Genomic DNA, 26,075 nt, shown 5'->3' on the forward strand with positions numbered 1-26,075 from the left:
CTCGCGAAGAACCCGGACGGCTTTGCCCGGACCATTCGCGTGGTCCGGGCGCTCCCCCTGTTCAAAACTGCGGAAACTTGCCGCGCCAGCCGCCGCCCTCGCGCAGATAGCGCAGGAACAGTGCAATGCCGCTCAATTGCGCCGCGAAGCGCAGCGTCGACGCCGCATCGTCGATGATGATCGTGCGCAGCCGGTACGGATCGGTGTGCTGATCGTTCCAGCCGATGTCGCAGGTACGCGCGGTTTTGAAGCCCGCCGCGCGCACGAACTCCACTTCGCGCTCGCCGTAATTGCCGTTCGGATACGCGAAGTGCTCGCACGGCTGTTGCAGCAGCGCCGCGATTTCATGGCGGCTGTCGCTGATTTCGGCCTGGCTTTCAGCGTCGCTGCAATGCGTGAGGATCGGATGGAAGCGCGTATGCGCCTGGAAGTCGATGTGCTCGCGCATCGCCTGCATCTGTTCGATCGACAGGCCGGTCGGCCGGTCGTCGCCATCCTGCTGGTAGCCTTCAGCCGCCAGCGCGGCGAGGCGCTCTTCGTTCGTCATGCGCTTCAGACGTTCATGGCCGACGCGCAGCGAACCCGGATGCAGCCACCAGTGACTGCGCGGCCGTCCGACGATGCGGCTGCACAGGAAGATCGTCGGGCGCACCTTGTGCTTGATGAACACCGGCAACAGCTTCGCGTTGCCCGCGTGGCCGTCGTCGAGCGTGATCGCCACGCGCGGGCGGCCGCGGCCGGGCGCGCTGACGTCGGTCAACGGCACGAAGTCGCACAGCTTGCTCAGATAAGTCAGATGACGGTCGAGCGTGTCCGGATCAGGATCGTGATAAAGCAGCACGGCCACGCGATCGCGCCACAGTAGCTTGCGCGTGCACCATGCAAGACCCGACCACAACACGAAGCCCGCGAGCATCTCTTTCACGAGCGCCTTGTAGCGCTTCATGCGGGGTCCGCGGTAGCTATCGGAGAGGCGCGAGCGGAAAGACGCGCCCGTTGTTTGGGTCTTATTCACCTGAGCGCTCCGGCATGGGTGCATGGACGACGGGCCACGCGCGTTGCCGCGAGCCCGCTTTCAACGAGCCGATCAGGTGCCGCGCCACGGTCGGCGACGCGTGCTTGGTTCCATAGACGAAGCGCATCACGGGCCCGAAGCTGTGGGCGGACGCCGGACCGATCACATAGAGGCCGCGCACACGCGTTTCGTAGTGCGAGTTCAGGTCGGGCATGCCGCCTTGATTCGAAATCGCGTCGGCCAGATCTTTCGACAGGAACGCGTGCTGCCGCATGTCGGTTTTGAAACCGGTCGCGGCGATCACGTGATCGGCGCTCACGCGCGCTTCCTTGCCGTCGGTCAGCACGTTCAGGACGACGCGGTCGTTTTCGATCGCGGCGGAGCGCACCACGGTGCGATGCGAGATCTGCACCTTGCCGACCACGCGATCGTGCAGCCACCATGCGCCGGACGCGCCATACGTGTGCTCCATGATCAGCTTGCGCCGTCGCGGGTCGAGCATGTGGAACACGCCGGGAAACTCGGACAGGAACAGGGAGCGCCAGCCGCGCCCGAGCCCCGCGTCGGGTCTCTTGATGCGCGACAGGATGTTGCGCCCGCCGTGCGGCCGCTCATGCCACACCACGCTGCTCTCGCGCATCAGCACGTGCGCGCGTGCGCCGATCTCGTTGAGCAACGCGGACAGCCCGAGCGCCGACTGCCCGCCGCCGACGATCGCAATGTCCTTGCCGCGCGCCCACTCGAGGTTCCCGTACAGCTCCGAATGCGACGCATACTGCGGCGGCAAGTCCTGCAGCGCCGGCGGAGTTTGCGCGAAGCCCTTCAGGCCGAGCGCGATCACGACCCGGCGCGCGGCGAGCGAGCGGCCGTCGCTCAGCGATAGCTGGAACTGATCGCCGACGCGGCGCAATGCGAGTACATCGACTGGCTGGATTTCGCCGACCAGATTCGACTGGAACCACAGCCCGTACTCGACGAAGGTCTCGAGCGGCAGCGCCATGCCGAGCGGCCGGTAAGGCAGCCCTTTGAGGCGGCAGTAGTCTTCGACGGTAAAGCCGCTGCGCGGCGCGTGCATGCTCGACGCAAAAGCTTCGGAGCGCAGCAGCATGCCGGGCGGCATGTAGTTTCGCCACGCTCCCATCGGTTCGCCGAGGATCTGGTGATCCACGCCGGCGGCCTTCAGATGCGCGGCAAGAGATGACCCGTACGGCCCCGCGCCAATGATGATGGTATCGGTCAAAGACATTGCTGGTCTCCAGGGGGAACGGCTTTTTTGTCGTTAGCGTCAGGCTTTGGCCTGACGCGACTCGGGCGCCCTGATCGCTTTTTTCCAGCTGCGCTTCATGCGTCGCAGCGGATTCATCACGACATAGTGCTGCAACGCTGGCAACGGATCATTCCAGCGAAAATAGCCATCGAAAATTTTGGTGCGCTCGCTCAGCAGTTCGGGCGGCGGCCGGTCGGAAAACGTCGCGCGCCACGCGACCGGTACCCGGCTCAGGCGCTCGACAGGTAACGGCAGGCCGAGTTCATGGCGGTACGCGGCAAGCGGAATGTTGACGCCGCACAGCGTCGCGATCTCCTCCTGCCAGTCCGTGCGGCCGACGGTCGGCTCGACCATCACGAACTCGTTGTAGTTGTCGTCCCATTTGTACTCGATGCTGCCCATGCCGTCGAAACCGGCCGCCTCGGCGAAGCGCCGCGTCAGCGGTTCGAGCGTCCCGCGCGCTTCGGGCGCGGCCACGCAGATGGCGGTGTTGCCGACGCCCGGGGGCGAGCTCAACACCTTGCGGCCGGTGAACATGCTGACCATCTTGCCGTCGGCGCCGCGATAGAACAGCGTGAAGTGGATGTTGCTGTCGGGCCCCTCGATCCACTCCTGCGCGATGATGCCGCCTGGCGTCGCCAGCATCGCGATCGCGCGATCGCGTGCATGCTGCAGCGTGTCGACGCGCACCGCGCGTTCTTTCTCGCCACGCAGCACGTTGCGCTTGTCATCTGGTTTCAGCACGCACGGGTAGCGCAATTCGGCCAGCCGTTCGATGTCGGCAAGCTTTTCGAGCACGACCGAGCGCGGCACCCGAAAGCCATGGCTCTGTGCGAATTCGTGAAAGCGCGCCTTGCTCGACAACATCTTGACGGTGTCGTCGGCGGGCAAACGGAATCGATACCAGTGCGACAAAGCCAGCCGATTTTCCGATACCGCATGCACCGCGTCTTCGTCCGTCAGAATCAGAACCGGCAGACGATCGAACCGCTTGCCGAGTTCGATCATTTCGTCGACGAATATTTTTCCAACGAAACTTTTTACCTGATGCGCGTGAACGTGTCGGCACCACGTCGCCGCGCGGCTCCTCGTATCGACTGCGACAACCGGAACGCGGGCCTGCGCGAGCGATCGCGCTACCCCCAGTCCGTTCAACTCTGCTCCAACAATAACCGCTGCCGATTGACCTGAGTCGTATGCGCTCGCCATAGTGTCGATTTCCTTGCTTCGTACGTGCATGGGCCCTCGAAGACATGCTTCGAGACTCCACGCGATCGAACTATCGAATCGGATAGAAATCCTTTTTATCGCCTCGCGGGGGGCTTGGGCGTTAAAGCTATGTTTCGGCGGAAAGCATGCATGAGCGCGGCAGGCGCGTCCTGGCACGCGCCGTGTGTCGAATCATGGTCTTGCGATTTACCGCAGCGAGCGCATTGCGCTGCTCTCGCCGTGACCTACTTTACGTTTCCGCCTGATCTGGATACGTGCGCCGCCGCACAGAGGACAATAGAAAGTAAGAAGAGAAAAAAACCCTTTAGAAAGGCGCAGAGCCTTATTCCGTAAGGGTTTCAGCGATGCCGCAATTGTTATGTAAAAGCCTTGCGAAGCATTAATTTATTGCAACGCGATAATGGCGGAAAAAAACTTTCTAATGGGACTATAAAGTGCTGGATCGCACAAAAAATATGCGCTACGAATGCTATTCGTAGCGCGTCGTCAAATGCCTTATTTACCTTCGCTCAATCCGCGCTCGAGCGCCGCGACACCCGCCGGCAAATCGACCTTGACGCCGAGATCGACCATCGTGCGGCCGAGCGCGTGCACGGTGCGAAACAGGTTGTGCTCGCGGCACTGCTCGCCCATCTGGCCGATCCGCACGATCGGCAAACCGAACGAGCCGGCGATTTCCACCTGATGCTGTCGCGAGATGTGCGCGCAGACGTCGGCGGGACTCAGGCCGTCCGGCACCTCGATGCCGATCACCGAGTTGAGCCGGCAATTCTCCGGCGCATACAGTTGCAGGCCCATCGCGGTGACGCCCTGCTGCAACGCGAGCGAGCATTTCAGATGGCGCGCGAAACGCTTCTCCAGTGTTTCCGCGCAGACGAGCCGCAGCGCCTCGTGCAAAGCGAGTACGCCCGACACCGGCGCCGTGTAGTGATAACCAGCGTTGTGCCAGAAGTTTTCCGCCAGCGACGCATCGAGGCACCAGTGCGTGTTGGGCACCGTGCGGCCTTTGACGCGCGCCCACGCCGCGTCTGAGAACGCGATCAGCGACACACCCGGAATCGACGACAAGCCCTTCTGCCCGCCGGTAATCACCGCGTCGATGCCCCAGTTGTCCATTTCGAGCGGCATCGTGCTCAGCGTGCAGACGGCGTCGACTATCACGAGCGCGCCGGCTTCCTTCGCGAGCGCGACGATGTCTTTCAGATGATGGTTCCACACGGTGTTCGAGGTCTCGCCCTGCACGACCGTGACGACCTCGGGACGCTCGCGGCGCAGCGCTTCGGCGACCTGATCGAGACTCGCGACCGTGCGGTCCGCGACTTCGAGCGTGGTCACCCTCGCGCCGACGCGTCGGCCCATTTCGCCCATGCGGTCGCTGAAGAAGCCATTCTTGATGCACAGCATGCGCGTGCCTTCCCACGCGAGATTGCAGATCGCCATCTCCATCGCGCCCGATCCCGGTCCCGCTACGCCGAGCACCCACTTCGACTGCGTCTGGAACACGTAGCGCGCCATCGTCTTCACCTGGTTCACCACCTTCGCCATCGTGCCGCCCAGATGGTTGATCACGATCGCATTGGCCTTCGCGACCGCGGCGGGAATCGGCACGGGGCCGGCGCCCATCATCAGCAGCGGTTCTTCGGGAAGGATGGCGTCGAGCGATTCGACAACCGGACAGGGGACGGACGCAGCAACGGTAGTAGGAGTTGAAGTCGGCATGATCGGTGTGTGAATGTGAAGCGCAAAGGAGCGAACGGCCTCGCCGCAGATACGCCGCTCGAGGCCGTTCGTCCGATCATTCACCGAACCGCGCGATTGCGCAAGTTTTTTGGCCAGGGTAGCCGGCGCGCTAAGCGCGCGTCCGAATGCCCGACAGTTACTCTTTCCTCGCGAAGTCGCCTAACATCGTGAGAAAGATAATCTGCTGTTTGACCCGTTTCTTGCCGCATGTTTGTGCATTCGATATTGCAGTTCGGCACCTCTGTCACTGTTATTCATTTACGAAAAACCGACTTCGCAAATCACGTCTAAAGCACGCTTCTTCGGAGCCTCATATGCGCACGATCCTGTTCAGCAGCCGTCAATACGACGTCGATACATTCACCGAAGCCAATGCCGCGCATGGCTATGAACTGCATTTCCATGAATCCCCTCTCGACAGCGAGACCGCGATCCTCGCGCATGGCTACGACGTGGTCTGCCCGTTCGTCAACGACAAGGTCGACGCCGCCACGCTCGAACGGCTTCATGCGGGCGGCACGCGCATGATCGCGCTGCGCTCGGCGGGCTTCAATCACGTCGACCTCGCGGCGGCCGAGCGGCTCGGCCTGCCGGTCGCGCGCGTGCCGGCCTATTCGCCGTATGCGGTCGCCGAACATGCGGTAGGGCTGATTCTCGCGTTGAACCGGCGCCTGCCGCGCGCGGTCGCGCGCACGCGCGAAGGCGACTTCTCGCTGCATGGGCTGCTCGGCTTCGACCTGCACGGCAAGACGGTCGGCGTGATCGGCACCGGCATCATCGGCCGGGTATTCGGGCGCATCATGGCGGGCTTCGGCATGCAGGTGCTCGCCTACGACCCGGGGCCGCACGCCGACGAACTGATCGCCCTCGGCGCGCGCTACGTGCCGCTCGATACCTTGCTCGCCGAATCGGACATCGTCAGTCTGCATTGCCCGCTGCTGCCCGACACCTATCATCTGATCAACCGCGCCGCGCTCGCGAAGATGAAGCGCGGCGCGATGCTGATCAACACCGGGCGCGGCGGGCTCGTCGAGGCGAACGCGCTGATCGGCGCGTTGAAGGACGGCCAGCTAGGCCATCTCGGGCTCGATGTGTACGAGGAAGAAGGCGGCATCTTCTTCGAGGATCATTCGAATCTGCCGCTGCAGGACGACGTGCTCGCGCGTCTGTTGATGTTCCCGAACGTGATCGTCACCGCGCACCAGGCGTTCTTCACGCGCGAGGCGATGACCGAGATCGCGCAGACCACGCTCGCGAACATCGCGGCGTGGCAGGCGGGCACGCCGCGCAACGTCGTGCAGGCGGGGTAGCGGTGATAACCGGGGTCTATGCGAGTTGCCGCGGACCGCGAAACTCAGACGTCGCTGTCGCTCAGTGGGGTCGCGCGAATCTCGGTGCGGGCATCATCGGCCGCACCGCACAGCTCACGCAGCAATGCCGCCTCGCGCTCGTGCACTTCGACCGGACACCAGCGCGCGCCCGCGTCGGCCAGGTAGCGCGCGCGATGCTGGCCGTTGCGAAACGCGACCACCCCCTCGCGCTCGATGCCGAACCAGCCGAGCAATCCCGGCGCGCGACGCGTGGAGATCGTCACGTAGGGCATCTGCGGAATGCGCGCGCTGTCGGGATCGAGAAACTCGCGAATGCCGCGGATCTTGCCCGCGTGCCATTCGGCGACCGGCTTCAACACGTAGTCGGTGTTGTCGCGATTCGCGCACACGAGCAGCTTGCGCAGATCGACGAGCACCACCTGGTGACGGGTGCCGTCGGTAACGAATACGCGCTTCAGACGCACGTGGTCGTACCATGAATGCTCGCGCAACGGCACGATCCAGACCGTTTCGGCGCTGGTCGGTGCGGAGGCCGGCGATGAATTGGGCAAAGGCAGGGACAAAGGCACACTCGGCAAGCTGGCGGCGGGACACCAGCGCATTAATAGAGCGCTAACGCTACGAGCCGGATGTGACGAAAACATGACGGCCTACCGGATTAATCGCGCTGCATGAGCGGTTGGCAACACTTCCTGATCATCACGCGAACTCGGCGTTTCAGATACCCGTTCAAGTATACCTAACGATGATAGCCACCGAACATTTCAATCATCATGTGCGAATCGAGTCGCATGACGTCAACGGCGTCGCGACGATCGTGCTGGACAGGCCCGCGCGGCGCAACGCGGTCGACCGGCAGGTGGCCGACGCGTTGAGCGCCGCGTTCAGCCGCTTCGAGACCGAGCCCGCATGGCGCGCGGCCGTGCTGTTCGGAGCGGGCGGCACGTTTTGCGCGGGCGCAGACCTGAGCGCGCTCGCCGACGACACGCATCGCAACGAACTGCACGCCGACGGCAGCGGCCCGGGTCCGATGGGACCGACCCGCACACGCTTGAGCAAGCCGGTGATCGCCGCGATCGCCGGCTACGCGGTCGCGGGTGGACTCGAGCTTGCCGCGATGTGCGATCTGCGCGTCGTCGAGGAAGACGCGGTGCTCGGTGTGTTCTGCCGGCGCGTCGGCATTCCGCTGATCGACGGTGGCACGATCCGGCTGCCGCGGCTGATCGGTTTGTCGCGCGCGCTCGATCTGATCCTGACCGGCCGCGCGGTCGATGCGCGCGAAGCCCTGGCGTTCGGGCTCGCCAATCGCGTGGTGCCGAAGGGCGAAGCGCGCGCGGCCGCCGAGCAACTGGCCGCGGAGCTCGCCGCGTTTCCGCAGGCGGCGCTGCTCGCCGATCGCCGTTCCGTGCTCGAGAACAGCACGCTTAACGATCTCGCCGAGGCGTTGCGGCGCGAAGGGGCGGGCGGCTACGCGGCGGTCTTCGCCGAGGGCGTGGCGGGCGCGGCGCGCTTTGCATCGGGCGCGGGCCGTCATGGCGACAGGTTCGACGCAGATCAGCCGGCGTCGCCGAATCGTTGAGACATCCTTACCTGACACGTATAAGAGGAACTGCGATGGCTACGATCTACCGGGAAATTGCCGTGGAAACCGCCGCGGCCGATGCATGGGCGGCGCTGCGCGACCCCGCCGACGTCGCCCACGCGTTCGCGGGCGTGCTGACCGAGGCGCGCATGGAAGGAGAACTGCGCTGGGTCACGTTCGCCGACGGCACCGTGGTCGAGGAACGGGTGATCGCCGTCGACGATGCGCACCTGCGGCTCGCCTACTCGGTGGGCGGCGGACGCTTCGAGCATCATCACTCGACGTTGCAGGTCGTCGCCGACACGCCCACGCGTTGCCGCGTGATCTGGATCAGCGACTTCAAGCCCGACGAGCGCGCCAACGTGGTCGAAATGCTGGTGGATGCGGGCTGCGCGGCGCTGCAGCGCAACCTCGCGCCACGCTGAGCGCCGCTTTCCACAAAACAACAGCTTTCCTGACGGCCTGCAAGGCAGAATTGACTTAGGTAGAATCCCCTACTGTTTTCCCCTATCCGGCGACAGCGTTTCCGCCTTCAGAAACGCCCGTCCGACGCCCGTTTTTCGCGCCGCTTCACGCGTCACACCCCATCATCGCCATGCCTTTGCCTCTGCTTGCCCTTGCCGTTGCCGCGTTTGGAATCGGTACCACAGAGTTCGTCATCATGGGGCTGTTGCCCGACGTCGCGCGCGATCTGTCCGTGTCGATTCCGGCGGCTGGCATGCTGGTGTCCGCTTATGCGCTCGGTGTGACGATCGGCGCGCCGATCGTCGCGATCGCGGTCGCCAACATGCCGCGCAAGAAGGCGCTGATGAGCCTGATCGGCGTGTTCATCGTCGGCAATCTGCTGTGCGCGATCGCGCCGGGTTACGCGGTGCTGATGGCCGCGCGCATCGTCACCGCGTTCTGCCACGGCGCGTTTTTCGGCATCGGCTCGGTGGTCGCGGCAGGCCTCGTCGCGCCCAATCGCCGCGCGCAGGCAATCGCGCTGATGTTCACCGGCCTCACGCTCGCCAACGTGCTCGGCGTGCCGCTCGGCACCGCGCTCGGCCAGGCGGTCGGCTGGCGCGCCACCTTTTGGGCCGTGACCGGCATCGGCGTGCTGGCGGCGGCCGCGCTCGCGGTGTGCCTGCCCGCGAAGATCGAGATGCAAAAGGCGAGCCTCGTGCGCGAATTCAGCGTGCTGAAGAACCCGCAGGTGCTAATGGTGCTCGGCATCAGCGTGCTCGCGTCGGCGAGCCTGTTTTCGACCTTCACCTACATCACGCCGATTCTCGAAGACGTGACCGGCTTCACGCCGCACGCGGTCACGCTGGTGCTGCTGTTGTTCGGCCTCGGGCTGACGGTCGGCAGCACGCTCGGCGGCAAGCTCGCGGACTGGCGGCTGATGCCGTCGCTGGTCGCGTTCCTGATGGCGATCGTCGTGATTCTGTGCGTATTCGCGGGCACGATGCACGCGCGCATTCCGGCGATGCTGACCGTGTTCGTGTGGGGTGTGCTCGCATTCGCGATCGTGCCGCCGCTGCAGATGCTGATCGTCGATCGCGCAAGCCATGCGCCGAATCTTGCCTCGACGCTCAATCAGGGCGCTTTCAACCTCGGCAATGCAACCGGCGCGTGGCTCGGCGGCATGGCGATCGGCGCGGGCGCGCCGCTGACGACGCTGCCGTGGGTCGGCGTCGCGACCGCGCTGGGTGCGCTGCTGCTGACGTTGTGGTCGGTGTCGATCGAACGGCGGGTGGTGGTGGCGGGGTGAGCTTGCCGACCGAAGTCGCGGTTCGCGAGAGCGATCACACCGTTCTGCACTTTGCCTATAAACCTCTTTGAAGAGGCATCCCACCGTCTACGCGACTACCCCTGCCACCGGCGTTTCCGCCGTCGTGCGGTGGGATGAACAAAGCTCTACGCTGACCTGTGAGGTCACATATCCGCCTTTGGCTGCGCCGGCGGACCCACAAAACAATCTCAGCGACTTGCTGGATGCACGCTTCGGCATTGGCGCCCCCCTTATGTCCTGACGGCGGGCACCTTATCGATGCTTGTCGACCGGCATCACCGGTTGACCGGATTGGACTTTTACACGAATCCTGAGCGATGGGCCGTCCGCACGTCCGAACTGGCAGATCCAAGCGACGAAACTCCGCACATCGAGTCAGAATTCGACGCGCACGGACATGCAGAAGACATGGGCGCGCCGGAGGTCTTTTGCGAGCCTCGCGACGGCACCCTTTATCTGTCGTGGGGTAACGTCTCTCACTGGTACGGTATTGCGCCAACGCTCGCGATCGGCGTCGATGACGGCGAGCGGCCGTCAGGTGATCGTCGGCGCGGTGCTGGTGGTGGCCTGCGCGACTGCGTTGATGCAAATGAAATCGGTCGGCCACGATGCGGTGGTCGGCGTGCTGTTGTGCGCGGCGCTCGCGTTTCTGGTGGCGGTGTGGTGGGAGCGTCGGCGGATCACGCTGCGGACGGCGAGTTGACGATTAGACGCTAGTTGCTGGCTTTTACGATCTATACGCCGGGTGATAATCTTCAACCCACGTTGCGCGGGCACTCGACACGGCCCATATTTTGTGGTGCCACCGCAAGCAACGGGGAGTCCGCCATGGTCTCGATGCGCTTGTTGCTCCGTGCCAGCCTGTTGGGCACGGCGATCGCGGTAGCCGCGATCGTCGCCGCAAACTGTGGCGGCGGCGGAGGCGGAAACAGCAGTGCCCCGACGGGCACGAGCGCCGGCGGCAGCGCCTCATCGGGCGCATCGACCCCAGCCGCGGCAAGCGGCGGCAGCACCACCACTGGTGGCACCACGAGCGGCGGCACCGGTAGCACCGGCACCGCGGGCAGCGGCTCGGCCACGTCGATGGGTGGCACGTCGACGGCAGCCGTGCAGGACGTGCTCACCTATCACAACGACATCGCGCGCACCGGCCAGAACCTCGGCGAAACCACGCTGACGCCCGCCAACGTGACGGCCGCGACATTCGGCAAGGTCGGCTTCTTTAGCGTCGACGGCAAGGTCGACGCGCAGCCGCTATTCGTCGCTTCGCTGGCGATGGCGGGCGGCACGCACAACGTGCTGTACGTCGCGACCGAGAACGACACCGTGTACGCATTCGATGCCGACACCGGCGCGACCCTGTGGCAGGTGCGCACACTCGGCAGCGGCGAAAGCCCGAGCGACGACCGCGGCTGCAGCCAGATCGTGAACACGATCGGCATCACCTCGACACCGGTGATCGACCGTTCGCGCGGCACGCACGGCACGATCTATGTCGTCGCGATGTCGAAGGACCCGGCCGGCGGCTACCATCATCGCGTTCACGCGCTCGACCTCGCGACCGGCGCCGAACTGCTGAACGGTCCCACCGAAGTCGCCGTCGCCTCTTACCCGGGCACCGGCGCGGGCAATACGAACGGCGTCCTGCCGTTCACCCCGTCGTTGTACGCGGAGCGCGCGGGGCTGCTATTGCTCGGCAACACGGTCTACACGACATGGACCTCGCACTGCGACGACGGCGGCTATACGGGATGGCTCATGGGCTACGCCGCCGACACGTTGCAGCAGACCACGGTGCTCAACGTGACGCCTAACGGCATCGGCGGCGCGATCTGGATGAGCGGCGCGGGGCCGGCGTCGGACGGCTCGTCGATCTATCTGCTCGATGCCAACGGCACCTTCGAAACGACGATGACCTCGAGCGGCTTTCCGGCCAACAACGATTTCGGCAATACGTTCCTGAAGCTCGGCACGTCGGGCGGCCTGTCGGTCACGGACTACTTCGCGATGACGAACGTCGTGCAGGAGGCCAACGACGACATCGACCTCGGCTCCGGCGGCGCACTGGTGCTGCCGGACCTGACCGACGCGAACGGCGTCGTGCAGCATCTGACGCTCGGCGCGGGCAAGGACAGCACCATCTACGTGCTGAATCGCGATTCGATGGGCAAGTTCAACCCGACGACCGACAACATCTATCAGGAGATTACCGCGCAGCTGGCGGGCGGCGAGTTCGGCATGCCCGCCTATTTCAACGGGCGCGTGTATTTCGGCTCGGTCGGCGATCATCTGAAGGCATTCACCGTGACCAATGCGAAGCTGTCCATCACACCCACCGCGCAAAGCGCGATGACGTTCGCCTATCCCGGCACGACGCCGAGCGTCTCGGCGAATGGCACGTCGAATGGCATCGTATGGGCCGCCGAAAACGGCAACGTCGCGGCACTCCATGCGTTCGACCCGGTCACGCTCAACGAACTGTACAACAGCAACCAGATGGGCACGCGCGATCAGTTCGGCACCGGCAACAAGTTCATCACACCGATGATCGCGAACGGCAAGGTGTATGTCGGCACGACGAATGGCGTGGCGGTGTTCGGGTTGCTCGGTAGGTGAAGCGGTCGACGCGCGAGTCATTGCGGCACGGCACGGCCAAGGTCTCGCACAAACGACGAGGGCCGGCATTCGTTGCCGGCCCTCGTTCATCGTGACTGCCGCGAGCTCACTCTCGCGCCGGCAGAATCTCTCCGGCACACTCGCCGAACCCGACGCGATACCCGTCGCCCTGGCACCAGCCCACCAGCGTCAGCACATCGCCGTCCTCGATGAACGTGCGCGTACCGCCCTCGTGCAGCTCCAGCGGCTTCTTGCCGTTCCACGTCAGTTCGAGCAGGCTGCCGTACGAATCCTCGGTCGGCCCGCTGATCGTCCCCGAGCCCATCAGGTCGCCCACCCGCGTATTGCAACCCGACACCGTGTGATGCGCGAGCTGCTGCGCCATCGTCCAGTACATGTATTTGAAGTTGGTCCGCGCGATCGTGCTCGCTTGCCGCGCATGTGGCGCGCGCAAGCTCACTTCGAGATGAATGTCGAACGCATGCTTTCCTCGATGCCGCAGATACGCGAGCGGCTCCGGCTCCTGCACCGGCTGCGCGACGCGGAATGGTTCGAGCGCATCGAGCGTGACGACCCACGGCGAGATCGTCGTCGCGAAGGTCTTCGCGTTGAACGGACCGAGCGGCACGTATTCCCATTGCTGGATGTCGCGCGCGCTCCAGTCATTCAGCAGCACCATGCCGAAGATGTGCGCCTCCGCGTCCTCGCATGCGATCGGCTCGCCCAGCGCATTGCCGCCGCCGATAATGAAACCCGTCTCCAGTTCGATATCGAGCTTGCGGCACGCGCCGAACACCGGGCGCTCCTGATCGGGCAGCTTGAGTTGACCATTGGGGCGACGCACCGGCGTGCCGCTCACGACCACCGACGACGCCCGTCCGTTGTAGCCGATCGGCATCTCCGACCAGTTCGGCAGCAGCGCATTCTTCGGATCGCGGAACATCGAGCCGACATTGGTCGCGTGCTCCTTCGACGAATAGAAATCCGTGTAGCCCGGAATCTGCACCGGCAGATGCAGACGCGCATCGGCCTGATTCACCAGCACCTTCGCGCGCAACACGGCATCGTCGCGTAGCGTCGCGGTGTCGCGCGCGAGCAGTTGGCTCAGCTGGATTCGAACGCTGCGCCATGCGTCGCGGCCAAGCGCGATGAAATCGTTCAGCGCATCGCGCGCGAACACGTTCTGCGCCGGCACGTTCAGCAGACCCGCTGCCTGCAACGCGCCGAGATCGACGATCTGATCGCCGATCGCGACGCCGACGCGCCGCGCGTCGTTGCCACGATCGCTGAAAATGCCGAACGGCAGGTTCTGGATCGGGAAGTCGCTCGCCGGCTCGTTGGCCGACTCGATCCAGCTCTTGCGCGACGCATCGAGCGTCGCCTGGAGATCGTTCACCGCGTTCATCGTTGCTCCGGATTGAAGTGTTTCTTGAGGCCTTGCCAGCACTCGTAGTAATGCGCCTGCAGTTGCGCGGTTTCGAGCGCGAAGCGCGTCGGCTTGATCAGCGTGCGCGTCTCGAACATGAAGGCCATGGTGTCGTCGACCTTCTTCGGCATCGAGGTATCGACATGCGACGCTTTCTCGAACGTGTCCGCGTCCGGACCGTGGCCCGTCATGCAGTTGTGCAGGCTCGCGCCGCCGGGCACGAAGCCCTCGGCCTTCGCGTCGTAGACGCCATGCACGAGACCCATGAACTCGCTCGCGACGTTGCGATGGAACCATGGCGGGCGGAATGTATCTTCAGCCGCGAGCCAGCGCGGCGGGAAGATCACGAAGTCGATCGTATCGACGCCCGGCGTGTCGCTTTGCGATTGCAGCACGAGGAAGATCGACGGGTCCGGATGGTCGAAGCTGATCGAGCCGATCGTGTTGAAGCGGCGCAGGTCGTATTTGTACGGCGCGTAGTTGCCGTGCCATGCCACGACGTCGAGCGGCGAATGGCCGATGTCCGCGCGCCACAGATTGCCGTTCATCTTCGCGACGAGTTCGAACGCGCCTTCGCGGTCTTCGTACGCGGCGTGCGGCGTCAGGAAATCGCGCGGATTCGCGAGACCGTTGGAGCCGATAGGCCCCAGTTCCGGCAGACGCAGCAACGCACCGAAGTTCTCGCAGATATAGCCGCGCGCGCTGCCGTCCGGCAGGCTGACCGCGAAGCGCACGCCGCGCGGAATTACCGCGATCTCGAACGGTTCGATATCGACGCGGCCCATTTCGGTCGCGATATGCAGGCGGCCCTGTTGCGGCACGATCAGCAGTTCGCCGTCGGCGTTGTAGAAGAAGCGGTCCTGCATCGAACGGTTCGCTGCGTACAGATGGATCGCGCAACCGTTCATCGCTTCGGCCGAGCCGTTGCCTGCCATGGTCACCCAGCCGTCGATGAAATCGGTCGGTTCGGACGGCAGCGGCAGCGGGTCCCAGCGCAGCTGGTTCGGCGGCGTCGGCGGCACCTCGGCGAAGTTCGCGACGAGCCGCTCCGACGGCATCATCGTGAACGGCTTGTGCATCGCCGCGGGACGAATCCGGTACAGCCACGAGCGACGGTTGTGACCGCGTGGCGCCGTAAACGCGGTACCCGAAATCTGCTCGGCATACAAACCATAGGCCGCGCGCTGCGGCGAGTTGCGGCCGGTCGGCAGCGCGCCAGGCAACGCCTCGGTTGCGAATTCGTTCGCGAAACCCGACTGATAGCCGGGCTCGATTTCAGGTCGCAGGCGTTGGTCGGCCGGCGTACGTGTTGAGGTATCCATACAAGGTTCTCCGCGAGTTGCTCGATTCTTTCCCGATTACGTGATCTTTGCAGTCACGCTCAGGCCGGCTCGGCTTCAGACGCGCGAACTGGTGAAATCACGTTTTACGCATAGTAAAACTAATTACGAATAGTGAAACTAACGTATACCCTTGGAAGCGGGCATGCCAACCTCGTGATTGCGCGCTGAGCCCCGGCCCATAAGCGTCAGACCAATAACGTTATGAGCATTTTGTTAATCCGCGCAGTGCGCGTACTGCTACCATCAATGGATGCGGCCATCGCGTCGCGCTGCCACGCGCCCGGTGCGCGTTCATCGTCGCCTTTCACTCGCCTTCATGATTTCGCCGACCATCCCCGATCTGATCGCCCGCGCCGCTCATCACCCGTTTCTCGGCGAGCATCTGGCCATGGGACAAGGCGCGCACGCCGGCATCGCGCTCGCGCATTTCGACGGCATCGAGCTCACGAGCGCCTACGAGCCGATCTTCGACATCAGCGTGCATGGGCTCGCGCAGTCGCTATCATGCGGCGCGGAAGGAGTCGACCGTTTCGGCGATGAGCTCGGCTTTCAGGCGGTCACGCACCGGCTCGGCGCACCGCCGTTCGACGTGTTCGATCCGTTCGACAACATCGCCGACGATCAGCAGCTGGTCGCGCTTGATCGCATGTCGCGCGCGCTGCACGCAATCAACTTCTTTGGCCCGCAGCGGCATGGGCTGCTGTTTCTACGCGTGCACGAGAGGCTGTTGAAGAGTGTGAAGTACGATCACGGCCGGCATTTTTCGAGCGTGCTGACGTCGTTCAATCTGAATCCGACGCGCATCGTCATCGAGCTGCCGGCGGCGGCGGTCGCGCACAAGACGTTTCTGGGTTACCTGACGCGCAGCTATCAGCACTACGGCTTCAAGGTGGCGGGCAATTTGTCGAACGCGGGGCAGATCCTGTCGGTATCGGAAACCGCGCGGCTCGATTTCATCAAGATGGATGCGACGGCCGCATTGCGCGACGCGACCGTGAAGCCGCTCGTCGGCTACGCGGGCCGGCTGCGGGTGCCGCTGATTTTCAATCGCGTGATGGACGAGACGCAGTTCTCCGCGCTACAGCAGTACGACGTGCGGTTCGTGCAAGGTCCATTGTTCAACGCGCATTATCACGACCGGGCGGCGTGACACGGCGTGGGCCCGATTGGCCCGGGCGCCCCGGCCTTCGCTCAGCCCGGCTCCCCCAGCCGCGCCGCGAGCGCCTTCAGACGCGGCGCGACGTTCTCGCGAAACACCTCCTCCCCCATCGACGACGCCGGCCCGCTACAGCTGAGCACGAGCCAGCGGTTTTCGCGCGGCTCGCGAAACGGCACCGCGACCGCGTTCACGTCGTCATGCCACGCACGAAACGAGTAGCAGCAGCGTTCGGTCGCGAACGCGGCGATCTCCTGTTCGGCTTCGGCGACCAGCATCGCGCCCGCCCTGCCTGCCGCTTTTTTCAGTTCCGCGAGTAACGCGGTACGCGCGTCGAGCGGCTGCACGGCGAGATATGCGCGACCCATCGAGCTCGTCAGCATCGACAGTTTCGAGCCGGATGCGAGGCCGAGCGTCAACGCGGTTTCGCTGCGGATCGTCTCCAGATACACCATGTCGAGCCCATCCCGGCAGCCGAGCGAAACCGCCGCGCCGACCTCGCGCGCGAGGCTGCGCAGGTGCGGGCGCGCGAGTTCGAGTATGTCGCTGCCCGATAGCAGCGCGAAGCCGAGCGACAGCACGCCCGCATCGAGCGCATATTTGCCGTGTCTTTCGTCGAGCCGCAGATAGCCGAGCACGGTCAGCGTGTAGGCGAGCCGGTTCACGGTTGCCTTCGGCAAACCCGTGCGTTCGACGAAATCGCGATTGCCGAGCATCGTGTCGCCCGGCTGGAAAGCGCGCAACAGGTCCAGCCCGCGGGCAAGGGCGACGACGAATTTGCGTTCGTCGAGCGGAGCGGAGAAAGTGGATGGCAGCGTCATAGGGTGCTACACTCGGGCGTCGTTTGCAAAACATTGTTTCGCAAGGCGGAACTCAAGTCAAGCTTGTTCTGAGCGTGAAATCAGGAGATACGTCATGGCCGTAGCCGCGCAGTTTCACTGGGAAGACCCGTTGCTGCTGGATCAGCAGTTAACCGAAGACGAACGCATGGTGCGCGATGCCGCCGCGGCTTACTCGCAGGACAAGCTGCTGCCGCGCGTGCTGGAAGCGTTCCGCCATGAAAAGACCGATGTCGGGATTTTTCGCGAAATGGGCGAACTCGGCCTGCTCGGCCCGACGATTCCCGAACAGTACGGCGGCCCCGGTCTGAACTATGTCGCGTACGGGCTGATCGCGCGTGAAGTCGAACGTGTCGACTCCGGCTATCGCTCGATGATGTCGGTGCAGTCGTCACTGGTAATGGTGCCGATCTACGAATTCGGCTCGGACGCGCAGAAGGAAAAATATCTGCCGAAGCTCGCGCGCGGCGAGTGGATCGGCTGCTTCGGTCTGACTGAGCCGAACCACGGCTCCGATCCGGGCAGCATGGTCACGCGCGCGAAGAAGGTCGATGGCGGCTATTCGCTGTCGGGCTCGAAGATGTGGATCACCAATTCGCCGATCGCCGACGTGTTCGTCGTGTGGGCGAAGCTCGAGGAAAACGGCAAGGACAACATCCGCGGCTTCATTCTCGAGAAGGGCTGGAAGGGTCTGTCCGCGCCGGCGATCCACGGCAAGATCGGGCTGCGCGCGTCGATCACCGGTGAAATCGTGCTCGACGATGTGTTCGTGCCGGAAGAGAACATCATGCCTGGCGTCAGCGGCCTGCGCGGTCCGTTCACTTGCCTGAACTCGGCGCGCTACGGCATCGCCTGGGGCGCGCTCGGCGCGGCGGAAGCATGCTGGCACATCGCGCGTCAGTACGTGCTCGATCGCAAGCAGTTCGGCCGGCCGCTCGCCGCGAACCAGCTGATCCAGAAGAAGCTCGCCGACATGCAAACTGAAATCACGCTCGGGCTGCAAGGCGTACTGCGCCTCGGCCGCATGAAGGACGAAGGCACGGCCGCCACCGAAATCACGTCGATCATGAAGCGCAATTCGTGCGGCAAAGCGCTCGACATCGCCCGCCTCGCGCGGGACATGCTCGGCGGCAACGGCATTTCGGACGAGTTCGGAGTTGCCCGCCATCTGGTGAACCTCGAGGTCGTCAACACCTACGAAGGCACCCACGATGTTCATGCGCTGATCCTCGGCCGCGCGCAGACCGGTATTCAGGCGTTCTTCTGATGCCGCTGGCGTTCCGCTAAGTGCAAAAAAAGCCGGTTCATTCGAACCGGCTTTTCTGTTTGATGCCGCGCAGCTTACTGGTTCGGCTGCGGCGTCATGCGCAGGTACGGGCGCAGCGCCTTGTAGCCTTTCGGGAATTTCTGCCTGATCACTTCCTCGTCCTTCAGCGACGGCACGATCACCACGTCATCGCCCTGCTTCCAGTTGCCCGGCGTCGCGACCGAGTGACTGTCGGTCAGCTGCAGCGAATCGATCACGCGCAGCACTTCGTCGAAGTTGCGGCCGGTGCTCGCCGGATAGGTGATGATCAGACGCACCTTCTTATTTGGATCGATGATGAACAGCGAACGCACGGTGAACGTTTCGTTCGCGTTCGGATGAATCATGTCGTAAAGCTGGGAAACCTTGCGATCGCCGTCCGCGAGAATCGGAAAACCGACGCTGGCGGCCTGCGTCTCGTTGATGTCCTTGATCCACTCCTTGTGCGACTCCGCGCTGTCGACCGACAACGCGATCGTCTTCACGTTGCGCTTTTCGAACTCGCTTGCAAGCTTCGCGGTCAGGCCCAGCTCGGTCGTGCAGACCGGCGTGAAGTCGGCGGGATGCGAGAACAGCACGCCCCAGCTATTGCCGAGCCAGTCGTGAAAACTGATGCGGCCAATGCTCGACTCCTGTTCGAAATCCGGCGCAATGTCGCCAAGACGTAGACTCATAGTGCATCTCCTGTAGGTATTCGGAACGTATCCAGATAAGGTCGCGGGCGTGTGCCCGCGACGGCCAGACGATAAAGCATAAGGCCGTGGTGGTACATGGCGAACCAACATCGCGTCAGTACTTTATGCGTTTTTGTAATTTTCTCCCGTTTGATGGAAACTTTGCGGGACAGATCAACTCAATCCGATACCGGTCTGGAGCAAAGTGCCCTCAAACGGGTGTTGCCACGCGCTGCCGGGAACGGATCGTGCGTCGGCGCCATGCAACCGGCACTAGGCTCGCCAGCGACCGTTTCTTTGGTTACGATTTACGCGTAGCGTGAGACAAAGGGAGCTGTCAATGTCGGAAGTCAACAAGGAGAGATTGATGTCGGATATCAAAACCGTCCTCGCGGACGCCGAAGACCTGCTGAAACAGGCCGCGAGCGCTACCGGCGAACGCGCGTCCGAACTGCGTGAGACCGCGCTGACGCGCCTGAAGCAGGCGAAAGAAAAAGCAGCCGACGTTCAGGTCGTGGTCGTCGAAAAAGGCAAGAAGGCTGCCCGCGCTACCGACGACTACGTGCACGAACATCCGTGGGCGTCCATCGGCATCGCCGCCGGCATCGGCATGGTGGTCGGTCTGCTGATCAATCGCAAGTAAAGGTCGGTGAGTCCGCCGGAGCAGGCATGTCCGGCGCACCGGCGATACAGGCGGACCGGCGCGAGCCTCGCCGGTCCCCTTCTGCTGGCGCGCGTGCGCGCTGGCTAGGCCCTCACGCGCAACGCCCACAGCCATGACGACCGAAACACACTCGCAGCGCGCAGAACACAGCCCGTTGCGCCGTATTCTCAGTTCCGTGTTTGCGATTCTGCAGACGCGGCTCGAACTGGTGGGCATCGAACTCGCCGAGGAAAAAGACCGCCTGCTCGGCGTGCTGTTTCTCGGTCTTGCAGCAATGATGCTCGCCACGATGGCCTTGATCGCGTTGACCGCACTCGTCGCCATTGCCTTCTGGGACACCTACCGATGGCAGGCGCTTGCCGGCATCACCGCGGTCTACGCGATTGCCGGGCTCGCCTGTGCGCTGAAGGCTCGCAGCGGTCTGCGCAACGCGCCGCTGGTGTTCGAAGCGACCATCGCCGAGTTCGAAAAAGATCGCGAAGCGTTTCGCAGCCGCGACTGATGGGCAAGTTTGTCTGCATCCGATCCATCGCCTCATCTCCACTCCCGCCGACACGCCATGAGCCCATCCCGTCCCGATACAGCCTTTCGTAACAAGCGCCATCCGTCGAAGGATCTGAGCGCCCCGCATCTGCGGGCGCTACGCAAGGAATTGCTGCTCGTGCGCGCGGACGTGGAGCGCGTCGAGCTCGCGCAGGCCGCCTTCGAACTGCGCCAGGCTGTCACGCATTTCAGCTGGCTCAAGTTCGTGATCCCCGGCTTCGGCGGCGTGCGCGTCGGCAAAGGGGCCAAGGCAAGCGTGCTCAACGCGGGCACGATCGGCGCATTGCTCAAGCAGTACCCGTTCATCAGTTCGGTCGTTTCGCTGTTGCTCGCCAAACCGCTGCGCGCGACGGTCGTCAGGAGCGCAAGACCCGCGCTCAAGTGGGGCAGCCTTGCGCTCGGCGCGTGGGAAGCGTTCCGGATCTGGCAACAGATGAAGAACGAGTCGGCGGCGGCGCGGGCGGCGGCGGCGGTTTCCGCTACCGCGCAGGCGGCGGCTGAGCAGGTCGATTCGACGAGAAGCGGCTATTGAGGTCGTGGCCGCTACGAGGGGCTGCGATCTGCGCTATATCGGATGTCCGCTCGCACGGCCGCGCGCGTCGGCTTTCAATCACCTGCTAACCCGTATCCAGCATTCGCTGCCCGTGGGCGTCGCGCCGCTCGTGTCGTTTCTATTGCCTCGCTGACCTGTCGCATCTAGCGTGAACGTGCCACACGGGTCATCGCGCATCGGGCCCGCTTCCGCTGGCACCGCTTCGATCGAATAGCCGCCGTTCGTGTCGTCCGCGGGCAGCACGCGCACGCGATACACCGGCGCGCCGAACTGCGGCGCCTGATCGATGCCCGGTGGCAAGGCCGGCGCGCCATCGCTCGCCGCGGCCTCGACGAATTGCGCGGCCCGATATAACGCCGACGCCGCGTCGATATGATGGGTGCGCGCGATGTGGCTGCGATACGAAGGGATCGCAAAGGCGGCGAGCGTGGCGGCAATCGCGAGCGCGATCACGAGTTCGAGCAGCGTGAATGCGGATGTGTTCGGGCTTTTCATACGTGTCCAGTCGGTGCGTTCTTCAGAATGGTCTCGCGGCAACGCGCCGCCAATGACGCTCGATCGCGCCATCCTCGGTCACCAGTTCCATCTGCAACCAGACCTGTGACTCGCTGCTCTGCCCGAAGCCGCGCGCGGTCAGCAGATAAGCGCTGGCGTTGGGTCGACTCGCGAGACGCCAAGGCTCGATCAGGCATTGCGGCGCACGCGATGATCCCGGCCATTGCGACACAGGCGTGATGGCGCCTGCGTCGAACGCGGTTTCAAGCCTCCATTGAACCGGCTCGCCGGATGTGAGCGGCGCATTGGGCGCGTCGCCAGGTGCCGATCGCACGTTGCGCTCGCACAAGCTCAGCGCCGAATCCGCCGCGTGGAAAGCCTGCAGAAAGTCGCGCGTATTGGTCGCCGCGCGTGCGGCCGCGAGCGATGTTTCGAACCAGATCGCGGACGTGGCGAGCATCATGGCCGAGATCAACAGCACGATAGCAAGCACGACCCCGCGTTGATGTGCGCGTCGGGCACCGTCCCGACAACTTCGCCTGCCTAAGTGTTTCGCTTTTCCACCTGCCCCGCCGCATATGTCGTACGCGCGGCAGCGTTGCGTTGCTGCGTCACGGTCCATCACGACGATACCTCCGCGCGATTGCGCAGCGCCACCCTGCGCGAAAACGCCTGCCGAGGCCGCAAGTCGGTGCCGAGCGTACTCACGCCATCGCAATCGATGTACTTCGAGCGCCGTCCTTGCGGCGCGCCGCGCACCAGCACGCAGACATCTACCGCGACGATGTTCGTCCATTGATCCGCCGCGACGGCCGACGCGTTCACAGCATTGGCCGCACCGCTCAGCCAGTAGCGCAACCGCACGCGCTCGACGCCTTCGACCAGCGGCTGCGCGGACCCCGCATTGCCGCTGCCGACGCAGTAAAGCTCCGGCTCGCCGGTCGAGCCGCTGAGGTTGGCGAAGTACCGATTGACCACCGGCGCGCCGTGATCGCCAAGAACTGCGTCGCTGCTCTTGACGGCTTGGCCGACACAGTCGGTGACCTGCCCGCTCGACGATGGCCACGTCGATACGACGTCTGCGACGTAGCGGATCGCGACGCCATCGGAGCCGGTACTCAACGCGGTGCAAGTGAGGTTGTCGTCGGCGCCGGTCGGGCGACCGCCCGAGCAGCCGAACAGCGCAGGCGCCGCGTTATAACCAACGACATCGGCAGGAACGAAGCCGGCCATCTGCAATTGCTGGCCGATCAGCATCAGCGCGGTCAAGCCGGCTTCGCGAATCCGGGGCGCGTTGCTCGCCTGCACGAACGCGTTGCGCTGCGTCGTGTAAAGGGACACGGCCCCCGCGGTCACGATCAGCCCGAGCGCCATCGCGATCAGGAACTCGACCAGCGTGTGACCGCGTGGGCAATGCAGCCGCTTCATTGCGCGAACGCCAACGCGACACACGACGATCCGGCCGGTGCATCGACGCCGCCGCAAGGCTCCGCCGACGGGCCGATCCCATCGCCCGCGGTGGGCCGGTCCCGCACGGAAGCCCACGTCACGCGCGCCGCAGCGACTGCGCCGCTCTCGCCGACCGATGCGTCGCCGTGCGGCAGCAGAACACTCGCCCAAGCGCTCCATTGATTGAGTGCGGCATTGCCCACGGAAGGCGTGCGCGTCGCTTCGGCGATCGACTCGGCTATCCACGTGGCGCTCTCGCGCAGCGACATCGCGCGCGCTTCACGTGCGGTCCACACCTGAGCCGCGATCAACCCCAGCGCGCTCACCGCGACCAACGCGACCGCCAGCATCACCTCGATCAACGAACTGCCGCCACATGCCGACGCATGCGCACGCAGCCGGGTGTGGAATGCGGGCCGTCTCATGACGTCGCTCCACACGCGCCTTCCGAGATCCGCGCGCGACCTCCTGCCGCGACACTGATGCAGCGCCGCCACGGGTTGCCCTGCATCGACTTCGATGGGCTCCGCGGCGCGATATCGAAACTTCGAAACGCGCCGATCAGTTGGCCGGCGGGCGGCGTGAACGTCATATCCGTCTGCACGCCGGCGATGCTCACCGCCGCCAGCGCCGGCTGCGCGCGCAACAACGACGGCTTGCCGCCGCGTTCGGCGAATACGGCCCATCCGCAGGCCCAGTCGGCGACGCCGTCGGCGCAAGGTTGGCCCGACGCGAGACAGACGCGCGCCGCATCGACGCGACACACCGTGATACGCGCGCCGCGCCGCAGCGCCTCGCTGCGCGCGTAGGCGAAGGTGGACAGCAGCGCCTTCGCGCGCGCGTCGACCTGATCTCGCATCTGCCATGCGGCGAACGACGGCATCGCCATCACCGCCATCAGCATCACGAGCGCTATCACCGCCAGCGTCTCGACGAGCGTGAAACCGGCGCGGGACGGCCGGCGAGTTCCATTGATTTTCATCTGCATCCCTCAGCGTTTCGAACAGATGCAGCCAATCTAGCGATTTGCGAGTGCGCCGACCATCGTCCGAATGGCCAGGTGGCATTCAGACGTTAGCGCACGCAACAATGCACGTGACGATCGATCACGGAGGCGGGAGAAGCGATGCGTGAAGAAAAGCGCGAAATGCGCGAGGCGATGGATACGAATGACCGCGGCTCAGCTGCGGCACGCGTGCGCTCAGCGCTTGCGGGAAGGCTTGGGCGGGGAAGAGGCGCGGCGAAATTCCTCGATCACGTCCTCGAATTCGGAAACGTCTTCGAAGCGCCTGTACACGGAAGCGAAACGGACATAGGCGATCGTGTCGAGCGCGCGCAACTCGTTCATCACGAGTTCGCCGAGGCGCTCGCTGCGCACCTCGCGCTCGCCGCAGCCGAGCAGCTGATACTCGATGCGGGCGACCGCCGCTTCGATCGCGTCCACCGCAACCGGGCGCTTGCGCAGCGCCAGTTGCATGCTCGCGACGATCTTGCGGCGATCGAATTCCGTGCGCGTGCCGTCCTTCTTGACGACCGACGGCAACGCCAGCTCGACCCGCTCATACGTCGTGAAACGTTTGTCGCAGGCCGGGCAGCGGCGGCGCCGGCGAATCGTCGCGCCGTCTTCGGATACGCGCGAGTCGACGACCTGCGTATCGGCGTGGCGGCAGAAGGGGCAATGCATGACGGCTTAGCCGTAAACCGGGAAGCGCTGGGTCAGCTCGGCGACTTGCGCGCGCACGCGCTCGATCGTCGCGGCGTCTTCCGGGTTGTCCAGCACGTCGGCGATCAGGTTGCCGACCTGCTCGGCTTCCTTCACGCCGAAGCCGCGCGTGGTCATGGCCGGCGAACCCAGGCGGATGCCCGAGGTCACGAACGGCTTTTCCGGATCGTTCGGAATCGCGTTCTTGTTGACCGTGATGTGCGCCGCGCCGAGTGCCGCCTCCGCAGCCTTACCGGTGATCTTCTTCGCACGCAGGTCGACCAGCATCACGTGGCTCTCCGTGCGGCCCGACACGATGCGCAGCCCGCGCTTGACCAGCGTTTCAGCGAGCACCCGCGCGTTCTCGACGACCTGCTGCTGATACGCCTTGAATTCCGGCGACAGCGCTTCCTTGAACGCGACGGCCTTAGCGGCGATCACGTGCATCAGCGGACCGCCCTGGATGCCCGGGAAAATCGCCGAATTGATCGGCTTCTCATACTCGGCCTTCATCAGGATCACGCCGCCGCGCGGGCCGCGCAGGCTCTTGTGCGTGGTGGTGGTGACGAAGTCGGCGTGCGGCACCGGGTTCGGATAAACGCCCGCTGCGACGAGACCGGCGTAGTGCGCCATGTCGACCATGAAGTAGGCTCCCACCGACTTCGCGATTTTCGACATGCGTTCGAAATCGATGCGCAGCGCAAACGCGGATGCGCCCGCCACGATCATCTTCGGCTTGTGTTCCTGCGCGAGCTTTTCAGCAGCGTCGTAGTCGATGTCTTCGGCTTCGTTCAGACCGTAGCTGACCACGTTGAACCACTTGCCCGACATATTGACCGGCGAGCCGTGCGTGAGGTGGCCGCCGTGCGCGAGGCTCATGCCCATGATCGTGTCGCCCGGCTTGAGCATTGCGAAGAACACGCCCTGGTTGGCCTGCGAGCCCGAGTTCGGCTGCACGTTCGCGGCTTCCGCGCCAAACAGCTGCTTCACGCGGTCGATCGCCAGCTGCTCAGCGACGTCGACATACTCGCAGCCGCCGTAGTAGCGCTTGCCGGGATAGCCTTCGGCGTACTTATTCGTGAGTTGCGAGCCTTGCGCGGCCATCACGGCCGGGCTCGTGTAGTTTTCCGACGCGATCAGTTCGATGTGCTCTTCCTGACGGCGGTTTTCCTGCTCGATGACCTTCCAGAGTTCAGGATCGACGTTGGCGATGGTGCTTTGGGCTCTGTCAAACATACGGGTTCCGTTGAGTGTTTTCAGGTTGACCGGATCGTGCGCCGAATCCTGCGTAGAGGGTACACAGCGGGGTACGCAGCGCTGTGGGCGGCGAGGCTTGCCCTGACGTGGCGAGTGGAGAGTCGCCGCACACG

General features: G+C 64.3%; 27 protein-coding genes. 11 read left to right on the forward strand and 16 right to left on the reverse strand.

Going from position 1 to position 26,075, the window contains the following annotated elements; genetic code table 11:
- Positions 1-61 precede the first annotated feature (61 nt).
- The 4 genes from AB3X89_RS23405 to AB3X89_RS23420 form a co-directional block, all read right to left on the reverse strand.
- Positions 62-946, reverse strand: a complete 885-nt coding sequence (locus tag AB3X89_RS23405; protein WP_368585388.1) for a polysaccharide deacetylase family protein — start codon at positions 944-946, stop codon at positions 62-64.
- A 61-nt stretch (positions 947-1,007) separates the two neighbouring features.
- Complete coding sequence (locus AB3X89_RS23410) at positions 1,008-2,261, reverse strand: FAD-dependent oxidoreductase (protein WP_368585389.1); 1,254 nt, start codon at positions 2,259-2,261, stop codon at positions 1,008-1,010.
- Positions 2,262-2,300: 39 nt separating this feature from the next.
- Positions 2,301-3,290, reverse strand: coding sequence for a carboxylate--amine ligase (locus tag AB3X89_RS23415; protein WP_368585390.1), 990 nt, complete (start codon positions 3,288-3,290; stop codon positions 2,301-2,303).
- A 717-nt stretch (positions 3,291-4,007) separates the two neighbouring features.
- Positions 4,008-5,231: an alanine--glyoxylate aminotransferase family protein gene (locus tag AB3X89_RS23420; RefSeq protein WP_368585391.1), complete on the reverse strand. Its 1,224-nt coding sequence runs from the start codon at positions 5,229-5,231 to the stop codon at positions 4,008-4,010.
- A 335-nt stretch (positions 5,232-5,566) separates the two neighbouring features.
- Here AB3X89_RS23420 and AB3X89_RS23425 point away from each other — a divergent pair, with 335 nt between their 5' ends.
- Positions 5,567-6,562: a 2-hydroxyacid dehydrogenase gene (locus tag AB3X89_RS23425; RefSeq protein WP_368585392.1), complete on the forward strand. Its 996-nt coding sequence runs from the start codon at positions 5,567-5,569 to the stop codon at positions 6,560-6,562.
- Between the two features lie 44 nt (positions 6,563-6,606).
- On the opposite strand, the gene AB3X89_RS23430 is transcribed toward AB3X89_RS23425, so the two are convergent.
- Positions 6,607-7,185, reverse strand: a complete 579-nt coding sequence (locus AB3X89_RS23430; RefSeq protein WP_368585393.1) for a hypothetical protein — start codon at positions 7,183-7,185, stop codon at positions 6,607-6,609.
- A 143-nt stretch (positions 7,186-7,328) separates the two neighbouring features.
- Between AB3X89_RS23430 and AB3X89_RS23435 the strand changes: the two genes are divergently transcribed.
- From AB3X89_RS23435 to AB3X89_RS23455, 5 genes are all read left to right on the forward strand, one after another.
- A complete protein-coding gene (locus tag AB3X89_RS23435; protein WP_368585394.1) occupies positions 7,329-8,162 on the forward strand; it encodes a crotonase/enoyl-CoA hydratase family protein in 834 nt (277 codons plus the stop codon).
- 35 nt (positions 8,163-8,197) lie between these two features.
- Positions 8,198-8,590, forward strand: coding sequence for an SRPBCC family protein (locus AB3X89_RS23440; RefSeq protein ID WP_368585395.1), 393 nt, complete (start codon positions 8,198-8,200; stop codon positions 8,588-8,590).
- A gap of 170 nt (positions 8,591-8,760) precedes the next feature.
- On the forward strand, positions 8,761-9,918 hold the full coding sequence (locus tag AB3X89_RS23445) for an MFS transporter (RefSeq protein WP_368585396.1): 1,158 nt from the start codon (positions 8,761-8,763) through the stop codon (positions 9,916-9,918).
- Between the two features lie 538 nt (positions 9,919-10,456).
- Entirely contained in the window at positions 10,457-10,642 is a 186-nt protein-coding gene (locus AB3X89_RS23450) for a hypothetical protein (RefSeq protein ID WP_368585397.1), read from the forward strand.
- A 125-nt stretch (positions 10,643-10,767) separates the two neighbouring features.
- A complete protein-coding gene (locus AB3X89_RS23455) occupies positions 10,768-12,555 on the forward strand; it encodes a PQQ-binding-like beta-propeller repeat protein (protein ID WP_368585398.1) in 1,788 nt (595 codons plus the stop codon).
- 106 nt (positions 12,556-12,661) lie between these two features.
- Here AB3X89_RS23455 and fahA read toward each other — a convergent pair whose 3' ends face one another.
- Positions 12,662-13,960: a fumarylacetoacetase gene (fahA, locus tag AB3X89_RS23460; RefSeq protein WP_368585399.1), complete on the reverse strand. Its 1,299-nt coding sequence runs from the start codon at positions 13,958-13,960 to the stop codon at positions 12,662-12,664.
- Positions 13,957-15,303 (reverse strand): homogentisate 1,2-dioxygenase, encoded by a 1,347-nt coding sequence (gene hmgA, locus AB3X89_RS23465; RefSeq protein ID WP_368585400.1) that lies wholly within the window; start codon positions 15,301-15,303, stop codon positions 13,957-13,959. Before hmgA ends, fahA begins: the two co-directional genes overlap by 4 nt.
- 337 nt (positions 15,304-15,640) lie before the next feature.
- Here hmgA and AB3X89_RS23470 point away from each other — a divergent pair, with 337 nt between their 5' ends.
- Positions 15,641-16,474: a diguanylate phosphodiesterase gene (locus AB3X89_RS23470; RefSeq protein WP_368585401.1), complete on the forward strand. Its 834-nt coding sequence runs from the start codon at positions 15,641-15,643 to the stop codon at positions 16,472-16,474.
- 41 nt (positions 16,475-16,515) lie between these two features.
- Here AB3X89_RS23470 and AB3X89_RS23475 read toward each other — a convergent pair whose 3' ends face one another.
- Positions 16,516-17,301 (reverse strand): IclR family transcriptional regulator, encoded by a 786-nt coding sequence (locus tag AB3X89_RS23475; RefSeq protein WP_368585402.1) that lies wholly within the window; start codon positions 17,299-17,301, stop codon positions 16,516-16,518.
- A gap of 94 nt (positions 17,302-17,395) precedes the next feature.
- Here AB3X89_RS23475 and AB3X89_RS23480 point away from each other — a divergent pair, with 94 nt between their 5' ends.
- Complete coding sequence (locus AB3X89_RS23480) at positions 17,396-18,586, forward strand: acyl-CoA dehydrogenase (protein WP_368585403.1); 1,191 nt, start codon at positions 17,396-17,398, stop codon at positions 18,584-18,586.
- Between the two features lie 74 nt (positions 18,587-18,660).
- Here AB3X89_RS23480 and AB3X89_RS23485 read toward each other — a convergent pair whose 3' ends face one another.
- The gene (locus AB3X89_RS23485; RefSeq protein ID WP_368585404.1) at positions 18,661-19,299 is read right to left on the reverse strand and encodes a peroxiredoxin; all 639 of its coding nucleotides are present in this window, start codon (positions 19,297-19,299) and stop codon (positions 18,661-18,663) included.
- Between the two features lie 340 nt (positions 19,300-19,639).
- On the opposite strand from AB3X89_RS23485, the gene AB3X89_RS23490 reads away from it, so the two are divergent.
- The 3 genes from AB3X89_RS23490 (at position 19,640) to AB3X89_RS23500 (ending at position 21,038) form a co-directional block, all read left to right on the forward strand.
- Positions 19,640-19,942, forward strand: coding sequence for a YqjD family protein (locus AB3X89_RS23490; RefSeq protein ID WP_026227987.1), 303 nt, complete (start codon positions 19,640-19,642; stop codon positions 19,940-19,942).
- A gap of 133 nt (positions 19,943-20,075) precedes the next feature.
- On the forward strand, positions 20,076-20,465 hold the full coding sequence (locus AB3X89_RS23495; protein WP_368585405.1) for a phage holin family protein: 390 nt from the start codon (positions 20,076-20,078) through the stop codon (positions 20,463-20,465).
- A 57-nt stretch (positions 20,466-20,522) separates the two neighbouring features.
- Complete coding sequence (locus AB3X89_RS23500; RefSeq protein ID WP_368585406.1) at positions 20,523-21,038, forward strand: DUF3318 domain-containing protein; 516 nt, start codon at positions 20,523-20,525, stop codon at positions 21,036-21,038.
- A 78-nt stretch (positions 21,039-21,116) separates the two neighbouring features.
- Here the strand turns inward: AB3X89_RS23500 and AB3X89_RS23505 are convergent, their stop codons facing one another.
- The 7 genes from AB3X89_RS23505 to glyA form a co-directional block, all read right to left on the reverse strand.
- Positions 21,117-21,554: a type IV pilin protein gene (locus AB3X89_RS23505; protein ID WP_368585407.1), complete on the reverse strand. Its 438-nt coding sequence runs from the start codon at positions 21,552-21,554 to the stop codon at positions 21,117-21,119.
- A 22-nt stretch (positions 21,555-21,576) separates the two neighbouring features.
- Positions 21,577-22,176, reverse strand: coding sequence for a hypothetical protein (locus AB3X89_RS23510; RefSeq protein WP_368585408.1), 600 nt, complete (start codon positions 22,174-22,176; stop codon positions 21,577-21,579).
- Positions 22,176-22,982, reverse strand: coding sequence for a PilW family protein (locus tag AB3X89_RS23515; RefSeq protein ID WP_368585409.1), 807 nt, complete (start codon positions 22,980-22,982; stop codon positions 22,176-22,178). The genes AB3X89_RS23510 and AB3X89_RS23515 overlap by 1 nt, the downstream gene beginning before the upstream one ends.
- The gene (locus tag AB3X89_RS23520) at positions 22,979-23,428 is read right to left on the reverse strand and encodes a hypothetical protein (protein WP_368585410.1); all 450 of its coding nucleotides are present in this window, start codon (positions 23,426-23,428) and stop codon (positions 22,979-22,981) included. The genes AB3X89_RS23515 and AB3X89_RS23520 overlap by 4 nt, the downstream gene beginning before the upstream one ends.
- On the reverse strand, positions 23,425-23,991 hold the full coding sequence (locus tag AB3X89_RS23525) for a GspH/FimT family pseudopilin (RefSeq protein WP_368585411.1): 567 nt from the start codon (positions 23,989-23,991) through the stop codon (positions 23,425-23,427). Before AB3X89_RS23525 ends, AB3X89_RS23520 begins: the two co-directional genes overlap by 4 nt.
- 213 nt (positions 23,992-24,204) lie before the next feature.
- On the reverse strand, positions 24,205-24,687 hold the full coding sequence (nrdR, locus tag AB3X89_RS23530) for a transcriptional regulator NrdR (protein ID WP_368585412.1): 483 nt from the start codon (positions 24,685-24,687) through the stop codon (positions 24,205-24,207).
- A 6-nt stretch (positions 24,688-24,693) separates the two neighbouring features.
- On the reverse strand, positions 24,694-25,941 hold the full coding sequence (gene glyA / locus AB3X89_RS23535; protein ID WP_368585413.1) for a serine hydroxymethyltransferase: 1,248 nt from the start codon (positions 25,939-25,941) through the stop codon (positions 24,694-24,696).
- Positions 25,942-26,075 lie beyond the last annotated feature (134 nt).

This window comes from Paraburkholderia sp. BR14320 (assembly GCF_040948665.1).
Lineage (GTDB): Bacteria > Pseudomonadota > Gammaproteobacteria > Burkholderiales > Burkholderiaceae > Paraburkholderia > Paraburkholderia youngii.

What these genes read in the sequence shown, in the direction of transcription:
- AB3X89_RS23405 (WP_368585388.1), bottom strand. Translation starts at nt 946, where the DNA reads ATGAAGCGCTACAAGGCGCTCGTGAAAGAGATGCTCGCGGGCTTCGTG.
- AB3X89_RS23410 (WP_368585389.1), bottom strand. Translation starts at nt 2,261, where the DNA reads ATGTCTTTGACCGATACCATCATCATTGGCGCGGGGCCGTACGGGTCA.
- AB3X89_RS23415 (WP_368585390.1), bottom strand. Translation starts at nt 3,290, where the DNA reads ATGATCGAACTCGGCAAGCGGTTCGATCGTCTGCCGGTTCTGATTCTG.
- AB3X89_RS23420 (WP_368585391.1), bottom strand. Translation starts at nt 5,231, where the DNA reads ATGCCGACTTCAACTCCTACTACCGTTGCTGCGTCCGTCCCCTGTCCG.
- AB3X89_RS23425 (WP_368585392.1), top strand. Translation starts at nt 5,567, where the DNA reads ATGCGCACGATCCTGTTCAGCAGCCGTCAATACGACGTCGATACATTC.
- AB3X89_RS23430 (WP_368585393.1), bottom strand. Translation starts at nt 7,185, where the DNA reads ATGCGCTGGTGTCCCGCCGCCAGCTTGCCGAGTGTGCCTTTGTCCCTG.
- AB3X89_RS23435 (WP_368585394.1), top strand. Translation starts at nt 7,329, where the DNA reads ATGATAGCCACCGAACATTTCAATCATCATGTGCGAATCGAGTCGCAT.
- AB3X89_RS23440 (WP_368585395.1), top strand. Translation starts at nt 8,198, where the DNA reads ATGGCTACGATCTACCGGGAAATTGCCGTGGAAACCGCCGCGGCCGAT.
- AB3X89_RS23445 (WP_368585396.1), top strand. Translation starts at nt 8,761, where the DNA reads ATGCCTTTGCCTCTGCTTGCCCTTGCCGTTGCCGCGTTTGGAATCGGT.
- AB3X89_RS23450 (WP_368585397.1), top strand. Translation starts at nt 10,457, where the DNA reads ATGACGGCGAGCGGCCGTCAGGTGATCGTCGGCGCGGTGCTGGTGGTG.
- AB3X89_RS23455 (WP_368585398.1), top strand. Translation starts at nt 10,768, where the DNA reads ATGGTCTCGATGCGCTTGTTGCTCCGTGCCAGCCTGTTGGGCACGGCG.
- fahA (WP_368585399.1), bottom strand. Translation starts at nt 13,960, where the DNA reads ATGAACGCGGTGAACGATCTCCAGGCGACGCTCGATGCGTCGCGCAAG.
- hmgA (WP_368585400.1), bottom strand. Translation starts at nt 15,303, where the DNA reads ATGGATACCTCAACACGTACGCCGGCCGACCAACGCCTGCGACCTGAA.
- AB3X89_RS23470 (WP_368585401.1), top strand. Translation starts at nt 15,641, where the DNA reads ATGATTTCGCCGACCATCCCCGATCTGATCGCCCGCGCCGCTCATCAC.
- AB3X89_RS23475 (WP_368585402.1), bottom strand. Translation starts at nt 17,301, where the DNA reads ATGACGCTGCCATCCACTTTCTCCGCTCCGCTCGACGAACGCAAATTC.
- AB3X89_RS23480 (WP_368585403.1), top strand. Translation starts at nt 17,396, where the DNA reads ATGGCCGTAGCCGCGCAGTTTCACTGGGAAGACCCGTTGCTGCTGGAT.
- AB3X89_RS23485 (WP_368585404.1), bottom strand. Translation starts at nt 19,299, where the DNA reads ATGAGTCTACGTCTTGGCGACATTGCGCCGGATTTCGAACAGGAGTCG.
- AB3X89_RS23490 (WP_026227987.1), top strand. Translation starts at nt 19,640, where the DNA reads ATGTCGGAAGTCAACAAGGAGAGATTGATGTCGGATATCAAAACCGTC.
- AB3X89_RS23495 (WP_368585405.1), top strand. Translation starts at nt 20,076, where the DNA reads ATGACGACCGAAACACACTCGCAGCGCGCAGAACACAGCCCGTTGCGC.
- AB3X89_RS23500 (WP_368585406.1), top strand. Translation starts at nt 20,523, where the DNA reads ATGAGCCCATCCCGTCCCGATACAGCCTTTCGTAACAAGCGCCATCCG.
- AB3X89_RS23505 (WP_368585407.1), bottom strand. Translation starts at nt 21,554, where the DNA reads ATGAAAAGCCCGAACACATCCGCATTCACGCTGCTCGAACTCGTGATC.
- AB3X89_RS23510 (WP_368585408.1), bottom strand. Translation starts at nt 22,176, where the DNA reads ATGGACCGTGACGCAGCAACGCAACGCTGCCGCGCGTACGACATATGC.
- AB3X89_RS23515 (WP_368585409.1), bottom strand. Translation starts at nt 22,982, where the DNA reads ATGAAGCGGCTGCATTGCCCACGCGGTCACACGCTGGTCGAGTTCCTG.
- AB3X89_RS23520 (WP_368585410.1), bottom strand. Translation starts at nt 23,428, where the DNA reads ATGAGACGGCCCGCATTCCACACCCGGCTGCGTGCGCATGCGTCGGCA.
- AB3X89_RS23525 (WP_368585411.1), bottom strand. Translation starts at nt 23,991, where the DNA reads ATGCAGATGAAAATCAATGGAACTCGCCGGCCGTCCCGCGCCGGTTTC.
- nrdR (WP_368585412.1), bottom strand. Translation starts at nt 24,687, where the DNA reads ATGCATTGCCCCTTCTGCCGCCACGCCGATACGCAGGTCGTCGACTCG.
- glyA (WP_368585413.1), bottom strand. Translation starts at nt 25,941, where the DNA reads ATGTTTGACAGAGCCCAAAGCACCATCGCCAACGTCGATCCTGAACTC.